24 protein-coding genes and 4 tRNA genes are annotated in these 26,796 nt (G+C 59.9%); 8 read left to right on the top strand and 20 right to left on the bottom strand.

Annotated features, from left to right (window positions below; genetic code table 11):
• The first annotated feature begins 140 nt into the window (after positions 1-140).
• Together J0F90_RS00860 and rarD are read left to right on the top strand one after the other, a co-directional pair.
• Positions 141-611, top strand: a complete 471-nt coding sequence (locus J0F90_RS00860) for a thioesterase family protein (RefSeq protein WP_016929489.1) — start codon at positions 141-143, stop codon at positions 609-611.
• A gap of 66 nt (positions 612-677) precedes the next feature.
• Positions 678-1,565 (top strand): EamA family transporter RarD, encoded by an 888-nt coding sequence (rarD, locus tag J0F90_RS00855; RefSeq protein WP_033639012.1) that lies wholly within the window; start codon positions 678-680, stop codon positions 1,563-1,565.
• A 16-nt stretch (positions 1,566-1,581) separates the two neighbouring features.
• Here rarD and corA read toward each other — a convergent pair whose 3' ends face one another.
• Complete coding sequence (corA, locus tag J0F90_RS00850; protein WP_004934262.1) at positions 1,582-2,532, bottom strand: magnesium/cobalt transporter CorA; 951 nt, start codon at positions 2,530-2,532, stop codon at positions 1,582-1,584.
• 444 nt (positions 2,533-2,976) lie between these two features.
• Here corA and J0F90_RS00845 point away from each other — a divergent pair, with 444 nt between their 5' ends.
• Positions 2,977-3,450, top strand: coding sequence for a WbuC family cupin fold metalloprotein (locus tag J0F90_RS00845; RefSeq protein ID WP_016929492.1), 474 nt, complete (start codon positions 2,977-2,979; stop codon positions 3,448-3,450).
• 47 nt (positions 3,451-3,497) lie between these two features.
• Here J0F90_RS00845 and uvrD read toward each other — a convergent pair whose 3' ends face one another.
• From uvrD to lptM, 6 genes are all read right to left on the bottom strand, one after another.
• Complete coding sequence (uvrD, locus tag J0F90_RS00840; RefSeq protein WP_025304874.1) at positions 3,498-5,660, bottom strand: DNA helicase II; 2,163 nt, start codon at positions 5,658-5,660, stop codon at positions 3,498-3,500.
• A gap of 78 nt (positions 5,661-5,738) precedes the next feature.
• Complete coding sequence (yigB, locus tag J0F90_RS00835; RefSeq protein WP_016929494.1) at positions 5,739-6,455, bottom strand: 5-amino-6-(5-phospho-D-ribitylamino)uracil phosphatase YigB; 717 nt, start codon at positions 6,453-6,455, stop codon at positions 5,739-5,741.
• Positions 6,455-7,366: a tyrosine recombinase XerC gene (gene xerC, locus J0F90_RS00830; RefSeq protein WP_016929495.1), complete on the bottom strand. Its 912-nt coding sequence runs from the start codon at positions 7,364-7,366 to the stop codon at positions 6,455-6,457. Before xerC ends, yigB begins: the two co-directional genes overlap by 1 nt.
• Positions 7,363-8,076: a DUF484 domain-containing protein gene (locus J0F90_RS00825; protein WP_004934247.1), complete on the bottom strand. Its 714-nt coding sequence runs from the start codon at positions 8,074-8,076 to the stop codon at positions 7,363-7,365. The genes xerC and J0F90_RS00825 overlap by 4 nt, the downstream gene beginning before the upstream one ends.
• Entirely contained in the window at positions 8,073-8,897 is an 825-nt protein-coding gene (gene dapF / locus J0F90_RS00820; protein ID WP_004934244.1) for a diaminopimelate epimerase, read from the bottom strand. The genes J0F90_RS00825 and dapF overlap by 4 nt, the downstream gene beginning before the upstream one ends.
• A 71-nt stretch (positions 8,898-8,968) precedes the next feature.
• On the bottom strand, positions 8,969-9,175 hold the full coding sequence (lptM, locus tag J0F90_RS00815; protein WP_004934241.1) for an LPS translocon maturation chaperone LptM: 207 nt from the start codon (positions 9,173-9,175) through the stop codon (positions 8,969-8,971).
• 78 nt (positions 9,176-9,253) lie between these two features.
• Between lptM and cyaY the strand changes: the two genes are divergently transcribed.
• Complete coding sequence (cyaY, locus tag J0F90_RS00810) at positions 9,254-9,574, top strand: iron donor protein CyaY (RefSeq protein WP_004934237.1); 321 nt, start codon at positions 9,254-9,256, stop codon at positions 9,572-9,574.
• A gap of 36 nt (positions 9,575-9,610) precedes the next feature.
• On the opposite strand, the gene J0F90_RS00805 is transcribed toward cyaY, so the two are convergent.
• The gene (locus J0F90_RS00805; RefSeq protein ID WP_004934235.1) at positions 9,611-12,163 is read right to left on the bottom strand and encodes a class I adenylate cyclase; all 2,553 of its coding nucleotides are present in this window, start codon (positions 12,161-12,163) and stop codon (positions 9,611-9,613) included.
• A gap of 316 nt (positions 12,164-12,479) precedes the next feature.
• On the opposite strand from J0F90_RS00805, the gene hemC reads away from it, so the two are divergent.
• The 4 genes from hemC to hemY are packed head-to-tail and all read left to right on the top strand — an operon-like array spanning position 12,480 to position 16,505.
• Positions 12,480-13,421, top strand: coding sequence for a hydroxymethylbilane synthase (gene hemC, locus J0F90_RS00800; protein WP_004934233.1), 942 nt, complete (start codon positions 12,480-12,482; stop codon positions 13,419-13,421).
• Positions 13,418-14,158 carry a uroporphyrinogen-III synthase gene (gene hemD / locus J0F90_RS00795; protein WP_033639013.1) on the top strand — a complete coding sequence of 247 codons (741 nt, stop codon included), beginning with the start codon at positions 13,418-13,420 and terminating at the stop codon, positions 14,156-14,158. The genes hemC and hemD overlap by 4 nt, the downstream gene beginning before the upstream one ends.
• 22 nt (positions 14,159-14,180) lie before the next feature.
• The gene (gene hemX / locus J0F90_RS00790; RefSeq protein ID WP_015376260.1) at positions 14,181-15,305 is read left to right on the top strand and encodes a uroporphyrinogen-III C-methyltransferase; all 1,125 of its coding nucleotides are present in this window, start codon (positions 14,181-14,183) and stop codon (positions 15,303-15,305) included.
• Between the two features lie 3 nt (positions 15,306-15,308).
• The gene (gene hemY / locus J0F90_RS00785) at positions 15,309-16,505 is read left to right on the top strand and encodes a protoheme IX biogenesis protein HemY (RefSeq protein WP_033639014.1); all 1,197 of its coding nucleotides are present in this window, start codon (positions 15,309-15,311) and stop codon (positions 16,503-16,505) included.
• Between the two features lie 720 nt (positions 16,506-17,225).
• On the opposite strand, the gene J0F90_RS00780 is transcribed toward hemY, so the two are convergent.
• From J0F90_RS00780 to rfbA, 12 genes are all read right to left on the bottom strand, one after another.
• Positions 17,226-17,302: transfer RNA gene (locus J0F90_RS00780), tRNA-Pro, on the bottom strand.
• Positions 17,303-17,376: 74 nt separating this feature from the next.
• Positions 17,377-17,463 (bottom strand) — tRNA-Leu (locus J0F90_RS00775).
• Positions 17,464-17,504: 41 nt separating this feature from the next.
• Positions 17,505-17,580, bottom strand: a tRNA-His gene (locus J0F90_RS00770).
• A gap of 63 nt (positions 17,581-17,643) precedes the next feature.
• Positions 17,644-17,720: transfer RNA gene (locus tag J0F90_RS00765), tRNA-Arg, on the bottom strand.
• Between the two features lie 135 nt (positions 17,721-17,855).
• Positions 17,856-19,259 (bottom strand): bifunctional threonine/serine APC transporter ThrP, encoded by a 1,404-nt coding sequence (thrP, locus tag J0F90_RS00760; RefSeq protein ID WP_004934226.1) that lies wholly within the window; start codon positions 19,257-19,259, stop codon positions 17,856-17,858.
• A 365-nt stretch (positions 19,260-19,624) separates the two neighbouring features.
• Positions 19,625-20,365, bottom strand: a complete 741-nt coding sequence (wecG, locus tag J0F90_RS00755) for a lipopolysaccharide N-acetylmannosaminouronosyltransferase (RefSeq protein ID WP_033639015.1) — start codon at positions 20,363-20,365, stop codon at positions 19,625-19,627.
• A 14-nt stretch (positions 20,366-20,379) separates the two neighbouring features.
• Complete coding sequence (gene wzyE, locus J0F90_RS00750) at positions 20,380-21,744, bottom strand: ECA oligosaccharide polymerase (RefSeq protein WP_033639016.1); 1,365 nt, start codon at positions 21,742-21,744, stop codon at positions 20,380-20,382.
• On the bottom strand, positions 21,741-22,826 hold the full coding sequence (locus J0F90_RS00745; protein ID WP_016929501.1) for a TDP-N-acetylfucosamine:lipid II N-acetylfucosaminyltransferase: 1,086 nt from the start codon (positions 22,824-22,826) through the stop codon (positions 21,741-21,743). The genes wzyE and J0F90_RS00745 overlap by 4 nt, the downstream gene beginning before the upstream one ends.
• On the bottom strand, positions 22,823-24,073 hold the full coding sequence (wzxE, locus tag J0F90_RS00740; RefSeq protein WP_033639018.1) for a lipid III flippase WzxE: 1,251 nt from the start codon (positions 24,071-24,073) through the stop codon (positions 22,823-22,825). Before wzxE ends, J0F90_RS00745 begins: the two co-directional genes overlap by 4 nt.
• Position 24,074: 1 nt before the next feature.
• A complete protein-coding gene (gene rffA, locus J0F90_RS00735; RefSeq protein ID WP_033639019.1) occupies positions 24,075-25,205 on the bottom strand; it encodes a dTDP-4-amino-4,6-dideoxygalactose transaminase in 1,131 nt (376 codons plus the stop codon).
• Entirely contained in the window at positions 25,192-25,923 is a 732-nt protein-coding gene (gene rffC / locus J0F90_RS00730; RefSeq protein WP_016929504.1) for a dTDP-4-amino-4,6-dideoxy-D-galactose acyltransferase, read from the bottom strand. The genes rffA and rffC overlap by 14 nt, the downstream gene beginning before the upstream one ends.
• Positions 25,901-26,782 carry a glucose-1-phosphate thymidylyltransferase RfbA gene (rfbA, locus tag J0F90_RS00725; protein ID WP_016929505.1) on the bottom strand — a complete coding sequence of 294 codons (882 nt, stop codon included), beginning with the start codon at positions 26,780-26,782 and terminating at the stop codon, positions 25,901-25,903. The genes rffC and rfbA overlap by 23 nt, the downstream gene beginning before the upstream one ends.
• Positions 26,783-26,796: the final 14 nt, after the last annotated feature.

Here is a 26,796-nt window from a genome sequence, read left to right as displayed (position 1 = left end):
AGGAGGCTTTACCGCAGCGCAGTCCGGTTTTATTGGAATAGTCTGGAAAGCAACAAAGGTTAAGCATAAAATCAACATTCCATTAACCTGGACTGACCAGTTAGCTCCCTTAAAACGCAAAAGAAAAACGGAAACCCGCTATGTCGACCACACCACTGACCCTGGAAGCCGCCCGCCGCAAGATCGGCGAAATTTTTGTCTACCACATGCCGTTCAACCGCGAGCTTGGCCTGGAGCTGCGCCGCTTCGACGATGACTACGTCGAACTGAGCTTCACCAACCAGCGCAAGCTGGTGGGCAACGCCGCACAGGAAATTCTGCACGGCGGCGTGATCGCCGCGGTGCTGGACGTCGCCGCCGGGCTGGCTTGCGCCGGCGGCGTGCTGACGCGCCTGGAACCGCTGATCGAAGAAGAGATCGCCGCCAAACTGTCGCGCATGGGCACCATCGATCTGCGCGTCGACTATCTGCGCCCCGGCCGCGGCGAACACTTCGTCGCCTCCGCCAGCGTGCTGCGCAGCGGCAACAAGGTCGCCGTCGCGCGCGTAGAACTGCATAACCACGACGGCCTGCATATCGCGACCGCCACCGCCACCTATCTGGTCGGCTGATGATTGTGTGCGGTGAGCGACTTCAGTACACTCACCGCATCTTACGTTCCCCACCAGAGTGACGTCATGGACGCAAAGCAAACGCGTCAGGGCATTTTCTTCGCCCTGGCCGCCTATTTTATGTGGGGCATCGCCCCGGCCTATTTCAAACTGATCCAGCAAGTGCCCGCGGACGAGATCCTCACCCACCGGATCATCTGGTCGTTTTTCTTCATGCTGGCGCTGATCACGCTGGGCCGCAACTGGCCGAAAGTGCGCGCCGCCTGCCAAAACCGCAAACGGCTGCTGTTGCTGGCGGTCACCGCGCTGTTGATCGGCGGCAACTGGCTGCTGTTCATCTGGGCGGTGAACAATCACCATATGCTGGAAGCCAGCCTGGGCTACTTCATCAACCCGCTGGTTAACGTGCTGCTGGGGATGCTGTTTCTCGGCGAACGTTTCCGCCGCATGCAGTGGGTGGCGGTGGCGCTGGCGTTCACCGGGGTGCTGGTGCAGCTCTGGCAGTTCGGTTCGTTGCCGATCATCGGTCTGGGATTGGCGTTCAGCTTCGCCTTCTACGGCCTGCTGCGCAAAAAAATCGCCATCGACGCGCAGACCGGCATGCTGATTGAAACGCTGTGGCTGCTGCCAGTGGCGGCGGGCTACCTGTTCCTGTTCGCCGACAGCCCCACCAGCCACCTGAGCGCCAACCCGTGGTCGCTGAATCTGCTACTGGTCGCCGCCGGCATCGTCACCACCGTGCCGCTGCTGTGCTTCACCGCGGCGGCTACCCGGCTGCGCCTGTCGACGCTCGGTTTCTTCCAGTATCTCGGCCCGACGCTGATGTTCCTGCTGGCGGTCACCTTCTACGGCGAGACCATCGGCCAGGACAAACTGGTGACCTTCGGCTTTATCTGGGCGGCGCTGATCCTGTTCACCCTCGACGCGCTCTATACCCAGCGCAAGCTGCGTTGAGCCCGGCGCCGCCGGGTTACAGCCAGTTCTTGCGCTTGAAGTACAGGTAAGGGGCCAGGCCCGCCAGGATCATCAAGGTGATGGCGCCCGGGTAGCCGAACGACCATTTCAGTTCCGGCATGAATTCAAAGTTCATGCCGTAGCTGGAGGCCACCAGCGTAGGCGGCAGGAACACCACCGACACCACCGAGAAGATCTTGATGATGCGGTTCTGTTCGATATTGATGAAGCCCATCGCCGCCTGCATCAGGAAGTTCACCTTCTGGAACAGCGATTCGTTGTGCGGCAGCAGGGATTCGATGTCGCGCAGCACTTCACGCGCCTGCTCCAGTTGGCCGGTCGGCAAACGCGCCTTGCGCACCAAGAAGTTGAGCGCGCGCTGGGTATCCATCAGACACAAACGCACCTTCCAGCCGATATCTTCCAGCTCCGCCAGCGTCGACAGCGCGGCGTCGTATTCGTCGCCCTGATGCCCTTCCATGATCACCCGGCTGAGCTGTTCCAGATCGCTGTAGATGTTCTCTATCTCGTCCGCCAGCTGTTCAATCTTGGTTTCGAACAAATCCAGCAGCAGTTCGTAGGCGTTGCCTTCGAGCATGGTCTGGTTGCGGGCGCGCATGCGGTACAGGCGAAACGCCGGCAGTTCACGCTCACGCAGGGTATACAGGCGGCCGTCGCGGATGGTGAAGGCCACCGTGGAGTTGCCGGCGTGATCTTCCGCATCTTCGAAGTAGAAGAAGGAGTGGATATGCAGACCGTCTTCGTCTTCGAAGAAACGGGCGGAGGCTTCGATGTCGTCCAGTTCGGGACGCGTCGCCAGGCTTTGTCCCAGCTCATTCTGCACGCGCTCACGCTCGCCCTCTTCCGGCTCGACCAGATCAACCCACAGCGATGACGTGAGATCATCCGAGTCGTCCAGTTCCAGACGGGACAAGCGGCGGTTATCTAATTTAAAAGCGCTCAGCATGTGCCAAAACTCCGTGAAGGTAACGGGTGCGGACAACGCGTTGAAGCACAGAAACAGAGGGGATGCGTATCACCGATTGTTTCAGACCATGAAGAGATCTGACTCATAGCGACGCTTTGCGGGGTCGCCGACAACCACGAAGGCTATCAGCAAAAACGGAGAGCCTTAGAAGTTATACCTGCGGCGCAGGTCAGTGAGCCAGTATCTACTGGGTGTGTCCAAGGCGTCTGTCCTCAATGATAATAGTGCGCGCATGTTACGCCGAGAAGAAAAAGCCTGTCAACACGTTAGGCGGGATAATTGCGCAACAAATCATCACGATGATCAATGGCAGAAATGGCGCTTAAACCGTACTGAAAAAGTCGCGGCGATCGCTTACCGCCACCAAGAATGTTGCTAAGATGACATCACCCTAATGGTACGACAAGCATGCGGATTTAAACGATGAAACAGATTACCGCCCATGAACTGACCGCGATGAGCGAACAGGCCGCCAGCGTGCCCCGCCTGCGCGCGCACCGCACCTTACACGAAGAACTGAGCGACCCGGTGCAACGCCTGGCGATCGCCATGGAACCCGGCACCTATATCCGCCCGCACCGCCACCCGCAAACCTGGGAGCTGCTGACGCCGCTGCGCGGCCGTTTTGTCGTGCTGCAGTTCAACGATGACGGCGTCGTGACGCAGCGCACCCTGCTCGGCGAAGAAACCAAAGTGCTGGAGATGCCGGCATTTACCTGGCATGCGGTGCTGTCGGTCGATGCCGGCGGCGTGGTGTTCGAAGTGAAGCGGGGTCCGTATCAGGCGCTGACCGAAGAAGACTGCATGCCGTGGGCGCCGCAGGAAGGCGGCGAAGGCACCGAAGCGGTGATGCGCTGGTATGCCACCGCGCAGGTCGGCGATCGCTACCCTCACTGATGATGAACGATTGCAGGGGCTGAAACTCCTGCAAATCGCCCCTCTCTTTATACCGTTTCCAGCCGAGCGTAGGCCGCCACCAGCCACTTGATGCCTTCGCCCGGGAAGGCGATCTGCAGCCGGCTGTGCTCGCCGCTGCCTTCCAGATTGACGATGGTGCCTTCGCCAAACTTGGGATGGCGCACGCGCTGACCCAGCTTGTATCCGGTGTCGTTCTCGCTGATCGGCGTACCCATGCGGCGGTGATTGACCGGGCGCGATACGCTGGCGCGCAGGCGCACTTCTTCCACGCACTCCTCCGGCAGTTCACCGATAAAGCGCGACGGCCGATGGTAAACCTCTTTGCCGTACAGACGGCGCGTTTCGGCGTAGGTCAGCGTCAGCTTCTGCATGGCGCGCGTTACGCCCACATAGGCCAGACGGCGCTCCTCCTCCAGACGGCCGCCCTCATCCAGCGACATCTGGCTCGGGAACATGCCTTCTTCCATGCCGACGATAAACACCAGCGGGAACTCCAACCCTTTGGCCGAGTGCAGGGTCATCAGCTGCACCGCATCCTGATAGGCGTCGGCCTGGCCTTCGCCCGCTTCCAGCGCCGCATGCGACAGGAACGCCTGCAGCGGCATCAGATCCTGATCTTCTTCCTGATAGCTGAACTGACGCGTCGCCGTCACCAGTTCCTCAAGGTTTTCGATACGCGCCTGCCCCTTTTCGCCCTTTTCCTGCTCATACATGATGAACAACCCGGAATCGCGGATCACCCGGTCGGTCTGCACGTGCAGCGGCATATCGGCGGTTTCATGAGCCAGCGACTCCACCAGCTCGATGAAGCGCTGCAGCGCCGACGCGGCGCGGCCGGCCAGAACCTTGTCCTGCATCAGTTCGCGCGTCGCCTGCCACAACGTCAGTTGGCGATCGCGCGCCGCCTGGCGCACCACGTCGAGGGTGCGATCGCCGATGCCGCGCGTCGGGGTGTTGACCACGCGCTCGAAGGCCGCGTCGTCGTTGCGGTTGGAGATCAGGCGCAGGTAAGCCAGCGCATCCTTGATTTCCTGACGTTCGAAGAAGCGTTGGCCGCCGTAGATGCGGTACGGCATCGCCGTCTGCAGCAGCGCCTCTTCCAGCACGCGCGACTGGGCGTTGCTGCGGTACAAGATGGCGCAGTCGTTCAGCGCGCCGCCGTTGTCTTGCCAGGTCTTGATGCGGTTGACCACGAAGCGCGCTTCGTCGAGTTCGTTGAAGGCGCAGTAGAGGGAAATCGGCTCGCCTTCGCCGCCTTCGGTCCACAGGTTTTTGCCCATGCGCCCGTCGTTGTTGGCGATCAGGGTGTTGGCCGCTTTCAGGATGTTGCTGGTGGAACGGTAGTTCTGCTCCAGGCGGATGGTTTCCGCGCCGGGGAAATCCTTCAGGAAGCGCTGGATGTTTTCCACCTGCGCGCCGCGCCAGCCGTAGATCGACTGGTCATCGTCGCCGACGATCATCACGTTGCTGTTGCCGCCCGCCAGCAGACGGATCCAGGCGTACTGGATGCTGTTGGTATCCTGGAATTCGTCCACCAGCACGTTGGTGAAACGCTCGCGGTAGTGGTTGAGGATATGCGGCTTGTTCAGCCACAGCTCGTGCGCGCGCAGCAGCAGCTCGGCGAAATCCACCAGCCCCGCGCGATCGCAGGCTTCCTGATAGGCCTGGTAGATGCGCAGCCAGGTGGCCTCCACCGGGTTGTTGTAGGTTTCGACGTGCTGCGGGCGCAGGCCCTCATCTTTCTTGCCGTTGATGTACCACATCGCCTGACGCGGCGGCCACTGCTTCTCGTCGACGTTCAGCGCCTTGATGATGCGCTTGAGCAGCCGCAGTTGGTCGTCGCTGTCGAGGATCTGGAAATCCTGCGGCAGGTTGGCCTCCAGGTGGTGGGCGCGCAACAGACGATGCGCCAGGCCATGGAAGGTGCCGATCCACATGCCGCCCTGGCTGGTGCCGATCAGATGTTCGATACGGTGACGCATTTCCGCCGCCGCCTTGTTGGTGAAGGTCACCGCCATGATCGAATACGGCGAGCAGTTCTCCACCGACAGCAGCCAGGCGATGCGATGCACCAGCACCCGCGTCTTGCCGCTGCCCGCTCCGGCCAGAACCAACAGGTTGCTGCGCGGCGCCGCCACGGCTTCACGTTGTTTTTCATTCAGGCTGTCGAGCAGATCGGAGACGTCCATAGGCACCACTAATGGTTAAGGGAAAACCCGCCGGTGACGGGTTTTTCACTGGAAATTTATACAGAGTTCTGGCAGGGATTATAACAATGCTGTCAGCGATGCCAACTGCGAAATCTCAATATGCGGCAGCAGGCGGCTGTCGGCAGCCTGCATCAGGCAGCGTTGCCGATCGTTGATCCAACACGCCTGCAGCCCCGCGCGCAGCGCGCCGGCGACGTCGGTAGTCAGATCGTCGCCCACGTGCAGGATCTGCTCGGGCGCCACGCCCAGCCGTTCGACGGCCAGGTGATACATGTCTTGGTATGGCTTGGCGCGCCCGTCCGGCCCGGAACGCAACACGAACTGGAAGTAACCGTCCAGGCCGCACTGCGCCGGATCGGCGTTGCCGTTGGTGATCGCCACCAGCGGGTAGCGCGCGGCCAGCGCCTTCAACGTGGCGTGGGTCGCTTCCGGCACCTCGATGCGGCTGCGCCACAGCGCGAAGTTTTGCATCGCCGCATCGGCCCCGATCGCCGCTTCGGCGTCGCGCAGCCCCTGCCGGCTCAGCGCCAGATGAATGGCGCGCCAGCGCCACTGGGTGACGTCGTGGTAGATCTCCGGATCCTGCTCGCGCAGCTCCTGGCGCAGGCGGTGGAAATCCGCCGACTGGAAGCTGTTCAGGCCGGGATGGTAGCTCTGCAGGAAGGCCACCGACTGCTGTTCGGTTTGCCGGATCACCGGACGGTTGTCATACAGCGTGTCGTCCAGATCGAAAGTCAGCGCCGCCAGCGGGCGCAGCGGGCGATAAAAATGCATCAGGATTTCCCCCGTTTGGCGCGCGGATGCGCAGCATCGTACACGTTCGCCAGATGTTGAAAGTCGAGGTGGGTATAAATTTGCGTGGTGGTCAGGTTGGCATGGCCGAGCAGCTCCTGCACCGCACGCAGATCGCCGCTCGACTCCAGCATGTGGGTGGCGAAGGAGTGACGCAGTTTGTGCGGGTGAATATGGCTGTTGACGCCCTGCTTCACGCCCCATTCGGCGAAGCGCTTTTGCACGTTGCGCGTCGAGATGCGCCGCCCCTGATTGGACAGGAACATCGCGTCATCTTCCGGCCCGAACAGATCGCGCATCGCCAGCCAGTGTTCCAGCCAGGTGACGGCGGTGCGCCCGATCGGCAGTTTACGCTCTTTGCTGCCTTTCCCCATCACCCACACCTCGCCGGCCGCCATATCGACATGGCGGCAATCCAGCCCCACCAGCTCGGAGAGACGCAGGCCGGCGCCGTACATCACCTCCAGCATGGCGCGATCCCGCACCGCCAGCGGATCGTTGAGATCGATCTCCAGCAGCTGGTTCATTTCATCGACGTCGATATTTTTCGGCAGATGGCGACCGCTGCGCGGCGTGCGGATGCCTTTAGCCGGGTTGGCGTGCAGCACGCCCTGGCTGACCAGCCAGTCGAGGAAACTGCGCAACGAAGAGAGCCGCAGCGCCAGGCTGGCGGACTGCAGGCCGGCGCGTTTGCTGCGCGCCGCCAGCATGCGCACCCGGGCGGCGTCCAGCGCCGCCCAGTCGGTGACGCCGATCTCCTGCGCCAGGCGCATCAGCGCCGCCAGCTGGCGTGAATAGCTGAGCTGCGTCAGCGGGCTAAGTTGCCGTTCTACCTTGAGATAACGCAGAAAAGCGTCCACCGGCTGCTGCAGGCTGGGCGCAATCGGCGTCATGCGCGTTCGATCCAGCGTTCCAGCAGTTCCGGCAGCATGCGCGCCAGTTGATTGAGCATCACCGTGCCCATGCCCTGCTGATAGTGTTGCGTATCGCGGCTGCTGAAGATCACCATGCCCAGCTCGCCGTCGTCGCCCAGCATCGACAGCGCCACCGAACCAATCTGGCCGATCTGTTTGGCCTGCGGCAACAGCAGCAGCAGTTCGGGGCCGTTCAGGCCGCCGAGGTAGTGTTGTTCGCTGCCCAGCCGCTGGATGCGGAACGGCTCGAACGCCGAACGCGTCAGCGCCAGATGGGTGAAATCGGAAGGCGCACCGATATTCCAGCGCTCAGCGAACAGGCGCACCGTGGCGCCGGCCAAACCGAAGCCGCGCGCCCAGCGCTGCAGCCGGTTGAGCATGTCCTGCAAGCTGTCCGCGGTGGCCAGATCGGCCTGCAGGTGCAGCAACCGGGCGAACAGCCCTTCGTTGGCGCTGGCCTGCTCCATCAGCAGCGTGATCTCTTCTTCCAGCCGTTCGATGTGATTGCGCTGGCGGGCCAGATGCCATTCCACCAGCGAAACGGTGCCGCGCACCGGGTGCGGCACGCGCATCTGCTCAACCTGGCGCGCGTTGCGAATAAAGAAATCCGGGTTCTGCAGCAGGTACTGCATCACGGTGTCGTCATCCAGCGCCAGGCCGGCGACGCTCTGTTCTTCTACGCTTTTCATAGATGAATAAATCCGTCATAGACATGGGTTGCCGGACCGGTCATAAACAGCGGGTTGCCCGGCCCTTTCCAGCGAATATGCAGGCTGCCGCCCGGCAGTTCTACATGCACTTCTTCTGATAGCAATTCCTGTTGGATCCCCACCGCCACCGCCGCACAGGCGCCGCTGCCGCAGGCCTGCGTTTCACCGGCGCCGCGCTCATAAACGCGCAGCTTGATGTGATCGCGGCTGACCACCTGCATAAAGCCGATGTTGGCCCGTTCCGGGAAGCGTTCATGCCCTTCCAGCACCGGCCCGAGCAGCTCCACCTTGGCGGTTTTTACGTCGTCCACCTGCAAAACACAATGCGGGTTGCCCATCGACACCACGCCGCACAACACGGTATGTTCCGCCGCGCGCATGATGTAGGTCTTTTCAGCCTTGGCGGCGCGGAACGGCACCGCCTGCGGGTCGAAATTCGGCTCACCCATGTTGACGCACACCAGATCGTCGTCGGTGACGCTGAGCACCATGCGCCCGGTTTGGGTGCTGACGCGGATGTCACGTTTGTTGGTCAGCCCTTTCAGCCGCACGAAACGCGCGAAGCAACGCGCGCCGTTGCCGCACTGCGCCACTTCGCTGCCGTCGGCGTTAAAAATTCGGTAGTGAAAATCCAGTTCGGGATCGTAAGGCGGTTCTACCACCAGCATCTGGTCAAAGCCGACGCCCAGGTGCCGATCGGCCAGCCGGCGGATCAGCTCAGGTGAAAAATAGACATTCTGTGTAACGGCATCGACCACCATAAAGTCGTTGCCCAGACCGTGCATTTTGGAGAACTGCATATCATACTCCGCTATCTGGACGCGCTATCCGTCTTGATTTTACGGCGGCGCTCGCCACCGCAAACAGGGTGTTACTGGTCAACCATCGACGGTTTTTGCTGAGAGCCAGACTGCTCCTGCTGGTTCTTTTGCACCTGATCGCCCGTTTGCACCGGCGGCTTGGCCGGTTTCTGGCTGGCGGGATCGGCAGGCGGGAAGTAAAGCGGGCCTTTCAGACCACAGCCGGCGAGGCCGGTAACCAGAACTGCCATCAGCGCATAGCGTAGTTGTTTTTTCATTTGCATTAATGCCTGTAATTCATGCGTCCAAGGTCTCTATAATCGCAGGTGGATCATGAAAAGCAATAGGAATTGAATATGAACGACAGCGAGTTTCACCAGTTGGCCGACCAGCTGATGCTGAATATTGAAGAGACACTGGACGATTTTGACGGCGATGCGGACATCGATTACGAAACCAATGGCGGCGTGATGACGCTGAGCTTCGAAAACGGCACCAAAATCGTCATCAACCGCCAAGAGCCGCTGCACCAGGTGTGGCTCGCCACCAAGGCCGGCGGTTACCACTTCAACTACCGCGACGGCGTTTGGCTATGCGATCGCAGCGGGCAGCCGTTTTATCAGCTGCTCAGCGAAGCGGCCAGCGCGCAGGCCGGCGAGGAACTGCATTTTTCCTGAAGCTAAGCAGGGCTCGGCAACCGAGCCCTTGCGGCGTCAATGCAGCTGGAACTGCTGCTTCAGCGGCTGAGCGGCGCCGTCGGCCACCGTCACGCACAGGCTGGACAGCACGTTGCTGCGGAACGGGATCACCTGCGTGCGCCCGTCGAGCTGCACGATCTGATAGAACTGCGGCAGGTTGAAGTTGATGAAGCTGGAGCCGTAGGTGAAGCGATCGTGCGACGAGGAGTAGAAGCGGCTGACGTCGCGCACCAGCTCCTCTTTACTGCCCTCGCAGTGGTGATACACCTCGACCCGATTCGACTCATCCAGAATATAGATGTTGAAGCCCTTGTCGTCTGAGGTGTCTTCGAAGAAGAACTGGATGATCCCCTCGCTGGCGAAGCCATCCACCACCGGCGGCAGATGCACCTGATCGGTTTCCACCTTGATAGACAGGCCGTGCAGCTTGTTGTTGGAGATGGCGCCGTAAAACTCCACCGCATTCTCCAGCTTTTGCACCGATACGCTCAAGCGCTCGAAGAACAGCCCCCAGGTCTGCCCGGCGACGCGCACCGCCTTGAAGCGGCCGGGTTCCAAACGGGTACTGGACAGGCGCAGCTCGATGCACTCCGACACCAGCTGCTGGATACGGGTGCGGATCAGGCCGCGCAGGTGCTGGCTGTAGCAGAACACTTCCACCGATTCCGGCGGCGCGGCGTCCTGATGCATTTTGCCGAGAATGGTTTTCAGCGCTTCCAGCACCGACTGCTCACCGCTGAAATGCAGGGTGCGCACCTCGTTCCAGGAGTTGCGGTACAGCAGATCGATGCTGCCCACCAGACACTGCTGCTGCTGGCCGAAGCTGAACACGTCCAGCTTGCGGAAATCGAAGTGCACCACCTGATTGCGGAAGGCGGCGGTCGGATCGTTTTCCAGATTGACGATAATCGCCAGATGGCGAATCTCGCACGGGCTGTACAGCGCTTTCGGCGTCGGCGCCGGCAGGCGCAGCGGGAAGTGATGGGAAACGTCGGCCACCAGCTCCTGCAGCTTGGCGGTATCGCACAGGTTGCCGCTCTTGATGTGCAGGCGGGTCTGCGGCGTCAGCAGGCCGTTGAAATAGGCCCAGGCCACCAGCTTGTTCAGGTAGCGGTTATATTCCAGCGGCTGATGGCTGACGATCGAATCCATGGCCGGTGCCTGATTGTACAGGTACCAGCCGGTGCGGTTGGCGCGGCCAACCGGCACGTGAATAAAGGTTAAATCGTTTTCCGACAGGTCCGGTGAAATCTGCGGGTTCACCAGCGTCACCTTGCCGGGCAGCGCTTCGAACGCCGCATACAGTTTGCGGGTCAGCACGCCGATATCCTGCGGGCTGGCGCTGACGCTGAGGTTGTTGCGGCGAGCGAAACGGATCAGGTTGCGGTAGCTCTGCATCATCGCGTCGAGCAGTTCGTTATGCGCTTCGCGCACCCGCTCGATTTTCCAGTTGGCGCGGTTGTCCAGCATCGCCAGACGCTCTTCGCTCCAGCCCCACTCGCTGACCAGCTGGCTGAGGATCTCGCGCCGCCAACCGACGCAGGCCTTGGCCAGCGACAGCTTTTCACATACTTTCAGGTAAAAACAGCGGCGGGCCAGATCGAGGCGGGTGGTGTCGTTGATGTCGGTCAGGTAGCGGGTCACGCGCTCAAGCATCATGCAATAGGCGTCGAGCCCGAAGCTGACGATCTCGCCCTGATGCAGCCGGTGTTTGATGTCCGTCGCCAGCAGTTGGGTATTGGGGTATTCCCAGGAATAGGCTTCCAGCAGCAGGGTCTTCAGCACCGCCTTGTAAGGCGAATCGATGCTCTTGTACAGCTGCCACAGGCTGGCGCCAAAGTACTCTTCCGCCGACAGCGAACTCAGGCCGCCGAGATCCAGCCACTCGTTCGGCGTCAGCGCGCCCTGCGCGTACAGCGACAGCACGTATTCATCGTAGTGCGCTTCTTCTTCGCCCGGCACCATGTTCCACAGGATGCGTTTGCCGGCCAGGCGCACCGCGGTGCGATAGAATTCGTCGAGCAACAGGATGTGCTGCGTCGAGCCGCAATCTTCGCCGCCCAGGCTGCCGCTTTCATTATGGCGGAAACGGTTTTCATCGATCAGGAAGAAGCTGACTTCCACCCCCATCGAGGCGGCCCACTTCTCAAGCAGGCTGCATTTTTGCTGCAGGCGGGTGCGTTCTTCGTTGTCCAGCCAGGACTGGTGGCAGACCCAGATGTCGAGATCCGAGCTGCAGCTTTGGCCGATAGACGAGGTGCTGCCCATCGAGTAGACGCCGGTGATCGGCAGCTCGCCGCTGGCCGGTTTGTCAAACGGGCTGCCCCATTTGTCTTCTAAATCGTTCAGGTATTCTTGTTGAGTTTCATCAGGCGTGTAGAGGCAAATGCCGTGGGGAACGTTACCGTTCAGGTAACCCGGCATCAGCGGGTGGTGGTGGTGCAGTAAGGTGGGCAGCAGACTGTATACCCGTTGAAACGCGGGCTTCATAGCCGCCAGGGCGCGATCGACGCGTAGCTGATTGATCGCATCCAGTCTCTGCTTCAATGTCTCGATGTAGAGGTACAAGACGTCTCGCCTGATTATCCCGGTGTTTAGAAAAAAACCCGTATTCCATAAGCGCCGTTAGTGTAAGAAGAATATTTGGCGACTTATTGCTGGAAACGTGATCAATTTAACACCTTGCTGATTGACCGTAAAGGAGGTAACGCTTCACAATTATTGTAGCGCTTCCCTAAACGATTTACCCGCAGTGTTAACTGCCCCAAAGCACATCACACGTCCCTTTGATTCCGTTGTCCTTTTTCCGCCTCCGGCTTCTTGCACTGACAGTATTGGCTCTCAGTGGTAGGATGGATGGCGAAATATAAAAACGGTAACAAGCATGTTAGACAAAATTATTCGAATTGCCACCCGACAAAGCCCGCTTGCACTTTGGCAAGCACATTATGTGCAGCAACGTCTGATGGCCTGCCATCCCGGCCTGCAGGTCGAGTTGGTGCCGATGGTGACGCGCGGCGACGTTATTCTGGATACGCCGCTGGCGAAAGTCGGCGGTAAGGGCCTGTTTGTTAAAGAACTCGAGCTGGCGCTGCTGGAAGGCCGCGCCGACATCGCCGTGCACTCGATGAAAGACGTGCCGGTCGATTTCCCTGCCGGGCTCGGTTTGACCACCATTTGCGAACGCGAAGATCCGCGCGACGCTTTTGTTTCCAATCGTTTCGCCTCGCTCGATCAGCTGCCGCAGGGCAGCGTGGTCGGCACCTCCAGCCTGCGCCGCCAGTGCCAGCTGCGCGAACGCCGCCCGGATCTGATCGTGCGCGACCTGCGCGGCAACGTCGGCACTCGCCTGGCCAAGCTGGACAACGGCGACTACGACGCAATTATTCTGGCGGTGGCCGGCCTGAAGCGCCTGGGGCTGGAGCAACGCATCCGCAGCCCGCTGAGCGCCGAAGAGTGCCTGCCGGCGGTCGGCCAGGGTGCGGTCGGCATTGAATGCCGTCTCGACGACAGCGTCACCCGCGCGCTGCTGGCGCCGCTGAACCATGCGGCCACCGAAACCCGCGTGCGCGCCGAGCGGGCGATGAACACCCGCCTGGAAGGCGGCTGCCAGGTGCCGATCGGCAGCTATGCCGAACTGGATGGCGACAGCCTGTGGCTGCGCGCCCTGGTCGGCGCGCCGGACGGCAGCCAGATGGTGCGCGGCGAACGCCGCGGCCCGGCCGCCGAAGCCGAACGGATGGGCGTTGAGCTGGCGGAAGAGCTGCTGGCGCGCGGCGCGCGCGAGATCCTGCGCGAAGTTTATCAGGGAAATCCGCCGGCATGACGATCCTGGTAACCCGCCCATCGCCCTCGGGAGAGCAGTTAGTGAGCCGGCTGCGCGCACTCGGCCGGGTTGCCTATCATGCGCCGCTGATCGACTTCGCCCCCGGCGGCGATCTGCCGCAGCTGCCGCAGGCGTTGCAACAGTTGAACGCCGGCGATCTGGTGTTCGTGCTGTCGCAGCATTCGGTGAACTATGCCGATTCGGTCATTGGCCGCGCCGGGCTGAGCTGGCCCGCGCACCTGACTTATTACGCCATCGGCCGCACCACCGGGCTGGCGTTGCACCGCATCAGCAGTTTGCCGGTGGAATACCCGCGCGAACGCGAGATCAGCGAAACGCTGCTGCTGCTGCCGGCGCTGCAAAAGCTGGCGGGTAAACGCGCGTTGATTTTGCGCGGCAACGGCGGCCGCGAACTGTTAGGGTCGACGCTGAGCGAGCGCGGCGCCGACGTCAGCTATTATGAATGCTATCAACGCAGCCCGGTGCACTATGACGGCAGCGAGCAAAGCGCCCACTGGCAGCGCGCCGGTGTGGATACGCTGGTGGTGACCAGCGGTGAAATGTTACAACAGCTCTATACTTTAGTTCCTGATTACTATCGTTCTTCATGGCTGCTGCGTTGCCGCCTGGTAGTAGTGAGCGAACGCCTGGCTACCCTCGCCCGGGATTTGGGCTGGCGTACGATTCGGGTAGCTGACAACGCCGATAATGACGCGCTGATCCGCGCGCTACAATAATCTGACTATGGGATGTGCCACTATGACGGAACAAAATACCCCATCCGCCCCGGTTGAAGAGCCAACCACCGCGGTTGAGAGCTCCCAGCAGCCAGCCGCTGCCAGCCGCAAAGGCAAGAATACCGGCCCGGTGCTCGGCGCGATCGCTATCGTGCTGGTCATCGCCCTCGGCGCGGGCGGTTATTACCACACGCACAAGCAGGCGCAACAGCTGATCGCCGCCAATCAGGCGCTGCAGCAGCAGCTTGAAGGCGTGAAGCAGAGCCAACAGCAGGAAAGAAATGCGCTGGAAGGCCTGCTGCAGCAGCAGGGTAAAACCCTGGACGCCGCCGATCGCGAGCAGGCGAACCTGGCGCGCCAACTGAGCGAGTTGCAGGAAAAAGTGGCGACCATCTCCGGCAGCGACGCCAAAACCTGGCTGCTGGCGCAGGCCGATTTTCTGGTGAAAATGGCCGGCCGCAAGCTGTGGAGCGATCAGGACGTGACCAGCGCCGCCGCGCTGCTGAAAAGCGCCGACGCCAGCCTGGCGGATATGAACGATCCGAGCCTGCTCGATGTGCGCCGCGCCATTACCGAAGACATCAGCACGCTTTCCACGCTGACCCAGGTCGATTACGACGGCATCATCCTCAAGGTCAATCAGCTGTCCAATCAGGTGGATAACCTGCGCCTGGCGGACAACGACACCGACGAAGCGCCGATGGATCAAAACAGCAGCGAGCTCTCCGGCTCGATCGGCGAATGGCGGCAGAACCTGGCCAAAAGCTGGCGCAATTTCATGGCCGACTTCATCACCATCCGCCGCCGCGACACCAGCGCCGAACCGCTGCTGGCGCCGAACCAGGACATCTACCTGCGCGAAAATATCCGTTCGCGCCTGCTGGTGGCCGCACAGGCCATCCCGCGCCATCAGAACGAGACCTACAAGCAATCGCTGGAAACCGTCTCCACCTGGGTGCGCGCCTATTTCGACACCACCGATCCGGCGACCAAGGCCTTCCTGGAAGAGCTGGACAACCTGAGCCAACAGTCGATCTCGATGGACGTGCCGGATCAGCTGAAAAGCCAACCGCTGCTCGAAAAAGTGATGCAGACCCGGGTGCGCAACCTGATGACCCAGTCCCCTGCCGCTCACCAGGAGGGTTAAGCCATGTTACGCGTGCTATTTCTGTTCCTGGTGGTGATCGCCAGCGTAGTGCTCGGGCCGATGTTGGCCGGGCATCAGGGCTATGTGCTGATCCAGACCGATAACTACAATGTCGAAACCAGCGTCACCGGCCTGGTGATCATGTTGGTGCTGCTGTTCGTGGTGCTGCTGGCGATCGAATGGATCCTGCGCCGCATCTTCCGTACCGGCGCCCGCACGCGCGGTTGGTTTATCGGCCGCAAGCGCACCCGCGCGCGTCAGCAAACCAAAGCCGCGCTGATCAAACTGGCGGAAGGCGACTACAAGCAGGTTGAAAAGCTGATGACGCGCAACGCCGATCACGCCGAACAGCCGGTGGTGAACTATCTGCTGGCCGCTGAGGCTGCGCAGCAACGCGGCGATGACTTCCGTACCAATCAGTATCTGGAGCGCGCCGCTGAAGCCGCCGACACCGATCAGCTGCCGGTGGATATCACCCGGGTTCGCATCCAGCTGGCGCAGGGCGAGAACCACGCCGCGCGCCACGGCGTCGATCGCCTGCTGAACCAGGCGCCGCGCCATCCGGAAGTGTTGCGCCTGGCGGAACAAGCCTATCTGCGCACCGGCGCCTACGCGTCGCTGCTGGAAGTGCTGCCGTCGATGCGTAAAATCGAACTCCACAGTGAAGAGCAGTTGCAGGCATTGCAGCAACAGGCTTATATCGGGCTGATGAATCAGGCGATGGCGGACGAAGGCAGTGAAGGCCTGAAGCGCTGGTGGAAAGATCAGAGCCGCAAGACGCGTCACGAGGTGCCGCTGCAAATCGCGATGGTGGAACACCTGATCGAATGCAACGACCACGAACTGGCGCAGGAGATTGTGCTCGACAGCCTGAAGCGCCAATACGACGAGCGCCTGGTGCTATTGCTGCCGCGGCTGAAGTCCGGCAACCCCGAGCAGCTTGAGAAAGCGCTGCGTCAGCAGATGAAACAACACGGCGCGACGCCGCTGTTAAACAGCACGCTGGGGCAACTGCTGATGAAGCACGGCGAGTGGCAGCAAGCGGCCGACGCCTTCCGCGAAGCGTTGAAACAGCGCCCGGATGCTTACGACTACGCCTGGTTAGCCGATACGCTGGAAAAACTGCATCGTTCGGATGAAGCGGCGCAGATGCGACGTGAGGGACTGATGTTGACGCTGAAACAGAACGGCGGCGAATAACGCCCTGCCCAAGTGAGAAAAGCGCGGCTCCGATGCCGCGCTTTTTTTTGCCCAGGGTTTTCTGTAGCGCAAAAAAAAACACTTGCCGTATGGCAAGTGTATAAAGAAGCAATCAGGTCTAGGACAACAGGGGCGGTGCCTCACTCAACGTTTTGCCCTGAGCGTGATGACGGGTTAGTCATCGTTCTCGTGGGCGATAGGCACCCTAAATCGGCTCTGCGTCATTCCCAGGGTTTATGAAGCCTAAGGCGAACATAAGAGGTGGAATGAGCATCTACGCTATAGATATTGCATTTGACGTGCCAACTTTTAGATTGAGCCCATCTCCAATAGGAGATTTAATTCAATGCATTGAAATATAAATAATTTATACTTCCTCCCCACCCTTCCTGCCTGATACCTCTCCCTGGCATTCCATGCCAGCGGCCGTTATAAGAATGTCGCTTCAAAACGACGGCTTAAGCCAAATCCGGTTTTATCTTTTAAAATCAATAAATTATTTGTCTCAACCTGACGACAGCGCTGGATGGTCATGTCGCTGAAAACCAACACGCTCACAGGCAGGCACAAGATGCCAGCCCTCATGGATGCAAAAAGCCCGCACATTGCTGCGCGGGCCTGCCTTCTCGTCTCGCTTCGCGAGGCTCCTCCTGCGGAGGTGCTCATCCTCATAAACGACAGACGAAAAAAAACCTGCTTTAAAAGCAGGTTTTTCGAATGTGGTCGGCGAGAGAGGATTCGAACCTCCGACCCACTGGTCCCAAACCAGTTGCGCTACCAAGCTGCGCTACTCGCCGATTTATGTTGCTCATACTACCCGATTTATCAGACCGCTGTCCATATAAATCTTATATTTATCAGATATTTTGCGTGGTGCGAAGAGAGGGACTTGAACCCTCACGTCCGTAAGAACACTAACACCTGAAGCTAGCGCGTCTACCAATTCCGCCACCTTCGCACTGTCACAAAATACTGCTAAATCTTCACTTCATCAGGAAGTGGGGTGGCTAATGGGACTCGAACCCACGACAACTGGAATCACAATCCAGGGCTCTACCAACTGAGCTATAGCCACCATTACTACTTCTTCTTACTCACGCGGTAATATTACCACCGCAGCTCCTGCGCACAAACTTAATGGCGCGCCCGACAGGATTCGAACCTGAGACCTCTGCCTCCGGAGGGCAGCGCTCTATCCAGCTGAGCTACGGGCGCGTAGCGCCGTTGCGGGAGGGGATACTACGGATTTACGCCAATCCTGTCTAGTGCTTTTTCGCAGAAATGTTGCGTTTGATTACGCTTTGCTCACTCCTGCGCAGGAAAGCGCACTCCGCAGCCCCTTTTCACCGTTTATTGCCGTGTTTCTACCCGATTTTCAGCCGGATGATGTTTCTTATGCATGCCGAAAGCGAAGTAGCACAGGCTGACGCCCGCTAAGAAAATCGCCCCGACCAGCAGGGAAATTCGCGTATCCGGGTTGATTCCCATGCCGACCAGCACGCAAACCAGAAAAGCGATGGTCAGATAGTTCACATACGGGAACATGATCGACTTAAAACTGTGGTTTTTGATCGCTTCCTTGTGCGCGCGGCGGAAATAGAGCTGGCTGATCAGCACCACGAACCACGGCACCATGCCCGGCAACACGCTGGCGCTGTAGACATAGACGAACACCTGCTCCGGATTAGGGATGATGTAGTTCAGCGCGGAGCCCACCAACAGGCAGCCAATGGTGACGGCGATGCAGTTGACCGGCACGCCGCTGGCGGAAAGCTTGGTCAGCGCCGCCGGCAGTTGGCGATTCTTGGCCAGGGCGTACAGCATGCGGCCGCCGCTGTACATGCCGCTGTTGCAGCCGGAAAGCGCGGCGGTCAGCACCACAAAGTTGATGATGCCGGCGGCGGCGACGATGCCGATCTTGGCGAAGGTCAGCACGAACGGGCTGCCGGTGGTGCCGATGCCGTTCCACGGGAAGATGGTCACGATGACGAAGATCGCGCCGACATAGAAGATCAGGATGCGCCACAGGATATTGTTGATCGCGCGTTTCAACGTCACTTGCGGGTTTTTGGCTTCCCCGGCGGTGATGCCCACCAGCTCAACCCCCTGATAGGACGCCACCACGATGCACAGCGCAAACAGGAAGCCCTTCCAGCCGCCGGCAAAGAAGCCGCCGTGCGCCGTCAGATTGGCGAAACCGATAGGTTCACCGCCGTTGCCGAAACCGAAGAAGATCACCCCCAGCCCCACCAGAATCATCACGATGATGGTGGTGACCTTGATCATGGCGAACCAGAACTCCAGCTCACCGTACAGACGCACCGCCGCCAGGTTGGCCAGCGCCACCATCGCCACGGCGATCAGCGCGGGAACCCACTGCGGTATTTCCGGGAACCAGAACTGCACATACACCCCGATGGCGGTGATCTCCGAAATGCCGACGGCGATCCACATAAACCAGTAGCCCCAGGCGGTCAGGTAGCCGAAATAGGGATTCATGTACTTGTGCGCGTAAACGGCGAACGACCCGGCGACCGGCTCAAGGAACAGCATCTCCCCCATCGAACGCATAATGAAGAATACGAACAGCCCGGCGATGATGTAAGCCAGCAGTACCGACGGCCCCGCCCATTTCAGCGTACTGGCCGATCCCATAAACAGGCCGACACCGATGGTGCCCCCGAGAGCGATAAGCTCGATGTGCCGGGCCTCAAGGCCTCGGTGTAGCCCTTGCGGTTTCTCTTTGTGTGCCATAAATCCTCAATAGTTTTTCTCGGGTTGTGTTTGCCTGCCGGCCGCTGCCGGTCGTTATTGTCATTATTAAAAGAATAAATCATCCCCTGCCGTTCGAGTTGGCATCAACGGGTAGTCGGAGCGAAGTTACCGTGAGAAGAACATCGTTCAGCGCTGTCGCATCAGGCTTCAGCGGCCAGGGATAATTTCCGGGCGGTATCGTTTCGCATTTCGCCGCTATAAGCAAACCGCAATTTAAAACTTTATGGAATAAATGCGGCGGCGTTTAGGGCCGAGGGTTATAGATATGCGGGAGAAACGCGCAAAAGCAGATTATTGGTACAGCAGTCCGGAGCGGAACAGCACTTTCCACCCCGGATGAGGGGTTACATCTTGCCGCTGTAGTAGTAGCCGACAAACTTCAACAGCTTCAACTGTCGGCCGATGCGGCTGGGTTGGCTGAGCAGGCGGTAGAGCCATTCCAGACCGAGGTTCTGCCACACCTTGGGCGCACGCTTCACATGCCCGGTAAAGACGTCGTAGGTGCCGCCCACGCCCATATACAGCGCCTGCGGATACACCTTGCGGCAGTCGCGCATCAGGAGCTCCTGCTTCGGCGATCCCATCGCCACCGTCACGATAGCGGCGCCGCTGGCGCGAATACGCTCGAACAGCGCCTCTCGTTGATCCGGTTTGAAATAGCCGTCCTGGCTGCCCACCAGGTTGACATTCCACTGGCTGCGCAGCTTTTGCTCGGTTTCCGCCAAGACTTCCGGCTTGCCGCCGACCAGGAAGACCGGCGTGCCTTCGCGGCCGGCGCGCTGCATCAAGGCTTCCCACAGATCGGCGCCCGCGACGCGCGACACATCCGCCGCCGGGTATTTGCGGCGGATTGAGCGCACCATGCTGATGCCGTCGGCGTACTTGTACTCCGCTTCATCCAGCAACGCATGCAGCGCCTGGTCCTCTTCCGCCTTCAGGATCTTTTCCGCGTTCATCGCCACCAGCGTGCCCTGTTTGACCCGGCCGCCGTCGAACATAAAGTCCATGCAATGCGCCATATCGCGAAAGCCCCACAGGCTGAAACCGCGCAGCTCATACTGCGGCACCGAAATCTTTGTTTCCATCGTTCTCATTACCCTTACAAAAGACCGGCCCGAGGCGGAGACGCCAGCGCGCGGGCACGCGTCACTCTGGCCTTGATCAGCCCGGCGGTATCGAACAGCCAATACAGCAACTTCGCCAGCACCAGACAGGCGCCGAAAATAATGCAGAAGAACACCACGCGCGACACGAATGAGTCCACCCCTTCGCGCGCCAACACGATCATGTTGAACACCGCGCCAAAGCAGAACCCCTGCAAAATGGCCGCCTTATAGCGGTTCGGCTCGGTTTTGCCCAGCTCATACAGCCAGTCGAACCACTTGATGATCATGCCCACCAGAATCGCGCCGATCGGGATAAACAGCGCGCCGCCCATCACCACCAGCGAACCGATCAGCGTCGGCGAAATCGCCAGCCCGGAGTGGTTGTTCAGCACTTCCCAGGTGAAATAGTTGGCGGAGTTCAGCACCACGTCCGGCCGGCCCGGCCATAGCCAGGTTGGGATAAAGACGTAGAAATCACGCAAGATCGGCGCCAGGCCCTGGAAATCGATCTTGTCGTAATTTTGCAGCAGCAGCGCCAGGTTTTCCCACGGCGAGAAGGTATCGCGGGTCAGATAGAGGAAGGTATAAAACGCTTCCGCGCCGCTGACGTCCAGGCTATAGCGCTTCAACGCCAGCCAGAACATGCCGACCACGCCGAATATGCCCGCCGCCGCCAGCATCCACAGCGTGATCCAGCCGCGCACGATGCCGATAAACAGGAACAGCGCGAAAGCGATGATAATGTTGGCACGGGTGCCGCCGACGATCACGTAAGTCAGAATGCCGAACGCCACCGTCGCCACCAGGAACAAGAACCAGGCGCGCAGATCCTGCCGCAGGAAATAGACCACCAGCATCGCCGGAATGAAGAAGTAGAAGAACCGCTTGAGCGCCACGCCGGACACGTCGCTGGAGAAGATCTGGCTGTAGGAATTGAGCTTGAACAGCAGGAAGCCGTTCTGCATGAAGAAGATGCCCACGGTACCGATCGCCACCAGCGCCAGCAGCACCCAGGTCATATGAGTCTCTACCCGGTTCATGGTAAACAGCGCCGCGCGCGGCTGAGTACGGCGCTTGCGCAGCCGGGTCTTGTAGGTGACGTAATAGATGGCGTAAAACGCCGTCGCCGACAGCAGGGCGTACAGCAGAAACTCCACCGGCACCACCTCGACGTCAAACTGAAACACCAGCAGGCAGGTTAACGGGAAGCCGAAATAGAACGTCAGCAAATACAGCAGCGAGAAGAAGACGTTGAAGTTAAAGCGCACGCGCCGAAACTCCTGGTAGGTCAGCGTCAGGATAAACGTCAGGCTGACCAGATAGACGACAAACAGGCCGCCGAATTGCGCCAACGTCATGAATGCTCTCCCGCTGCCAACGCCAGGGCTTGCTGCCAGCCGTCAACATAGTTCGGATTGAAGAAGGCGATCGCCTGTTTATCCACCGCCGCCAGCTGACGCTGCGCTTCGCGCACCACCGCCTCGTCGAGCGAGTCGCCGTAGAACAGCACCGGCAGGTGCTGTTCCGCCAAATCCTGCCAGAACGGGTTCTGCCGGCTGAGCACGAAAGGCACGCCGAACTGAATCAGCAGGCACAGGGTGCCAATCCCCTGCTGGCGATTGAAAATGAAATAGCCGAGATCGCAGGCGCGCAGAATATTGAGGTAGTCCTCAAACGCCACCTGCTGCGTGAGCAGCTGCAGGTTTTTCTCGCCGAACAGCGGCAATCCGGCGGCGCGCACCTGCTCGATGTAAGCATCGTTGTTGGCCGGATAACCCATCGGCAGGATCACGCGCACGTCGGCGCCGAACTGCTGATGAATCGCCTGCAGCGCTTCGATATGCCGATTGCTGCGATCGCCGGAGTTACCCACCAGAATCGTCATCGGCCCGGCCAGGTTTTTCTCGACGTGAACGTCGGTCAGCGCCGGATCCATGCGGGTCGGGAAGTACAGCAGCGAGGCCGGCACCCGCGCATGGCGCTGCTGGTAGTGAATCACGTCGCCACGGGTAGCAAACACATTCCCTACCCGCCCCTGCGCAATGCGGCGCAGCAGATAGAACAGCCGGAATTTCCAGCTGGCGGCGTCTTCATACAGATCGGCGCCCCAAATATGCCAACTGACCTGACGCGCCTTGATCTTGCCGCTCAGCAGCGCCAGCCACAGCCCCGGGTTGAACTGGCCGTGCAGGAAGAAACGCGTATCGCGATCGGCTTGGGCGCGCGCGATGACCGCCGCCGCCAGGCTTTTCTTATCCGCGTAGGGCTCAATGTTCAGGGCGGGGAAATCTCCCAGTGCCGCCACATCCTTGGCCGCCACCATAAAATGCCGCGTCTGCTCAGCCGGCAGACGCGGCGCCAGCACGTCATTGAAGAAGCGCAGCACCGTCTGGTTATGATGCGGGATATCGGATCCCAGAACGTGAATCAGTGTGGTCATACTCGTCTACGATAAATAAGAAACACGCAGCTACAGAGCGCGAAATACACGATGTAGGTTGCCATATAGGCCTGAGCCGCTCCCAGCGCGCCATGCAGCGGGATCAGCCAGTGCGAGAACAGCGTCAGCAGCAGAAACTGGCTGACTTCCGTCAGGATATAAAAGCGCAGCGACGCTTTGGCGATCACCAAATAGCCGAACACATAGGCCCCGACTTTCAGCACGTCGCCCACCAGCTGCCAGGCAAACAGATCGCGCATGGCGACGAATTTGTCCGAGAACAACAGCCAGATGGCGAAATCACGCAGCAGCCACACCGTAAAGCTCGCCGCCGCTACCGCCGGCAGCACGAATTTCAACGAGCGCACGATCTCCCGCGAGATGGCGCCCTTGTCCGTCAGCCGCGACAGTGTCGGCAGCAGATAGACGGTAAACGAGGCGGTGATGAACTGCAGATAGGCATCGGAAATGCTGCTGACGCCCTGCCAAATCCCCACCTCATCCCAACCGTAATGCGCGGCCAGCAGGTTACGCATCATCACGTAAGCCACCGGCAGCGTCACCGAGGTGATCAACGCCATGAGGGTGAATTTGCCGAGGTTGCCGGCCACGAGTTTGTCCCAACGCGGCGCCAGATAGCGCAGCGGCAACGTTTTGCGCCGCCACAGCATCAGCCCGGCAGGCAACACCACCAACGCCGGCACCAGCGCCAGCCCCGCCAGCGCGCCTTCATAGCCCCCCAGCTTGAAGCACAGGTAATAAGCCACCACGCCAATCAGGCTGCCGCCGATCACCGCCAGCGCATTGCCCATCGCGTCGCGATAGCCTTTCAGCACCGCCATGAACAGGTTGGCGTAGGCGATGCCCATCTGAATGAAAGCGACGGCGCGCACCACGCCGACGTAATCGGCATGCCCGAACAGCCCAATGCTGATCGGTTCGGCGGCGAACAAAAACACCAGCGCCAGCAAGGTCGAAAAGCCCAGCACGATGCTCGACGCGGTGCCGACCGCCAGGCGCAAACGCTGCGGATCCTGATGGTACTCCGCCACGTATTTGGTGATGCCGTTAAAAATGCCCGCGCCGGACAGCACGCCCAGCACGGTAATCAACTGGCGGAAGTTACCCGCCTGCCCCACCCCGCTGGGGCCAAACGCCACCGCCAGCAGTTTCACCACCAACAGCCCCACGCCGATTTTGATCAGCGTGGAGCCGGCAGTCCATATCGATGCTTTTGCCAACGACATATCAGGCAAAGAAGCTCAGGATGGTATTGATTACCGTACGCTGATTGACATCAGACATATTGTAGAACAGCGGCAAGCGCACCAGACGCGCGCTTTCCTGCGTGGTGTAACGATCTTCGCCGGCAAAGCGGCCAAAGCGTTCACCGGCCGGGCAGTCATGCAGCGGAATATAGTGGAACACGGCCATGATTTCGGCTTCCTTCAGGTAGTCGATAAAGGCCGTGCGCTCTTCGATATCACGCAACTTGATATAGAACATGTGCGCGTTATGCACGCAGTCGGCTGGGATGCTCGGCAGTTCGATGCGGCCGGCCTTCGCCAACGACAGGAAGCTGTCGTAGTACTTCTGCCACAGTGCCAAACGGCGCTGGTTGATGCGTTCCGCCACTTCCAGCTGGCCCCACAGGTAAGCGGCCTGCAGGTCAGACATCAAATAGCTGGAACCGATGTCGCGCCAGGTATATTTATCGACCTGGCCACGGAAGAACTGGCTGCGGTTGGTGCCCTTCTCGCGGATGACTTCCGCCCGATCGATCAGGGCCGGATCGTTCACCAGCGTCGCGCCGCCTTCGCCGCCGGCGGTGTAGTTTTTGGTTTCATGGAAGCTGAAGCAGCCGATATGGCCGATGGTGCCCAATGCCTTGCCTTTGTAGGTCGACATCACGCCCTGCGCGGCGTCTTCCACTACGAACAGGTTATATTTCTTCGCCAGCGCCATGATGGTATCCATCTCGCAGGCGACGCCGGCGTAGTGCACCGGTACGATCGCGCGGGTTTTATCGGTGATCGCCGCTTCGATTTTGGTTTCGTCGATGTTCATGGTGTCCGGACGCAGGTCGACGAACACCACTTTGGCGCCGCGCAGCACAAAGGCGTTGGCGGTTGAAACGAAGGTAAAGCTCGGCATGATCACTTCGTCACCCGGCTGAATATCCAGCAGGATGGCGGCCATTTCCAACGACGCGGTGCAGGAAGGCGTCAACAACACTTTCGCGCTGCCGAAACGCTGTTCCATCCACTGCTGGCAGCGACGGGTGAAACCGCCGTCGCCGCACAATTTGCCGCTGCCCATGGCAGCCTGCATATATTCCAGTTCAGTGCCAACAACCGGTGGAGCGTTAAATGGAATCATGTCTACCTCTGTATAACCAGTACGCGGTGCTTTCAATCACGGCACCCTGTCGTTGATAGAGTCGTAATGCGGCGATATTGCCTACCTGGGTCGCGACCCGCAGGCGCTGCATTCCTTGCCGCCGACATTCGGCGATCGCCGCCGTCATCAGCCTGGCGCCCACGCCCCGGCCGAATGCGCCGGGGAAAGCCGCCAACAGGCCGATGCGCGTTTCCTGGCCGCCAATGTCACGCAGGCTGACAAAGCCTTCGGGTTGCCCCTGGTTGTTCAGTACCAGCAAACATTGATGATCAAAGGTGCCCAGCACCGCTTTTTCGATCCAGGCCGCATAGAATCGCCCACTATCGGCGCGATCGTACCACGGTGCACGAAACCGGCTGGCGGCGAACACCTCACCGGCGGCAGCCCGCAATGACGGGATATCCTCGGGAACGGCCAGACGCACCGCAGCCGCCGAAGCGACATCGGCCGTCGTGCTTTCAGACGCAACGTTCACTGCCAGGTCCACTTCCCCTTCGACCAGCCGGAATCCCAGCGCCGACAGCGCATCGGCCCACTCCAGGCGGCAAGCGGGGATTTTGGCCTGCACCAACGTATAAGCATCCAAATCAGCCTCGGCCACGGGCGCTGCCGAGCTATCGAAATGTAACTTGGCGCTTTTCAAGTGGAAGAAGTCGCTCTCCCAATTCAGCGGTTCAATACTGGCGTGGACGCGCATGCAATAAATCCAGTAAGTATTTGCCGTAACCGGTTTTGGCCAGCGTCTGAGCCGCGCGTTTCACGCCCTCATCATCCAGCCAGCCATTGCGCCAGGCGATCTCCTCGAGACAGGCGATTTTAAAGCCTTGGCGTTTCTCGACCGTCTGCACGAAGCTGCTGGCTTCCAGCAGGCTGTCGTGAGTGCCGGTGTCCAGCCAGGCAAAACCGCGCCCCAACAGCTCGACGGCCAGCTCTCCGCGTTCCAGATACATCTGGTTAATGCTGGTGATTTCCAGCTCGCCGCGCTCAGAAGGCTTCACCTGTTTGGCAAACTCCACCACCTGGCTATCGTAGAAGTACAGGCCGGTCACCGCCCAGTTAGACTTCGGTTTAACCGGTTTTTCTTCGATCGACAGCGCACGGAAGTGGTCGTCAAACTCCACCACGCCAAAGCGCTCGGGATCCATCACCTGATAGCCAAACACGGTCGCACCGGTGGTGCGCGCTGCAACGCTTTTCAGTTTGGGACTGAACCCCTGACCAAAGTAAATATTGTCACCCAATACCAGGCAGCTCGGCTCACCGGCCAAAAATTCTTCGCCGATCAAAAAGGCCTGAGCCAGGCCATCGGGACTTGGCTGTTCGGCATAGCTGAGATTAATACCGAATGCTTCGCCGCTGCCCAAAAGCCTCTTGAATGAAGGCAGATCTTCCGGCGTGGAGATAATCAGAATGTCTTTGATTCCCGCCAGCATCAGCACCGACAACGGGTAATAGATCATCGGTTTGTCGTAGATCGGCAGCAGTTGCTTGGACACACCACGAGTAATCGGATGCAGACGCGTACCGGAACCGCCAGCCAGAATAATACCTTTCATACGTACTCCAAAAC

The organism is Serratia marcescens subsp. marcescens ATCC 13880, from assembly GCF_017299535.1.
Lineage (GTDB): Bacteria > Pseudomonadota > Gammaproteobacteria > Enterobacterales > Enterobacteriaceae > Serratia > Serratia marcescens.
This window is presented reverse-complemented; position numbering and strand designations above follow the sequence as displayed.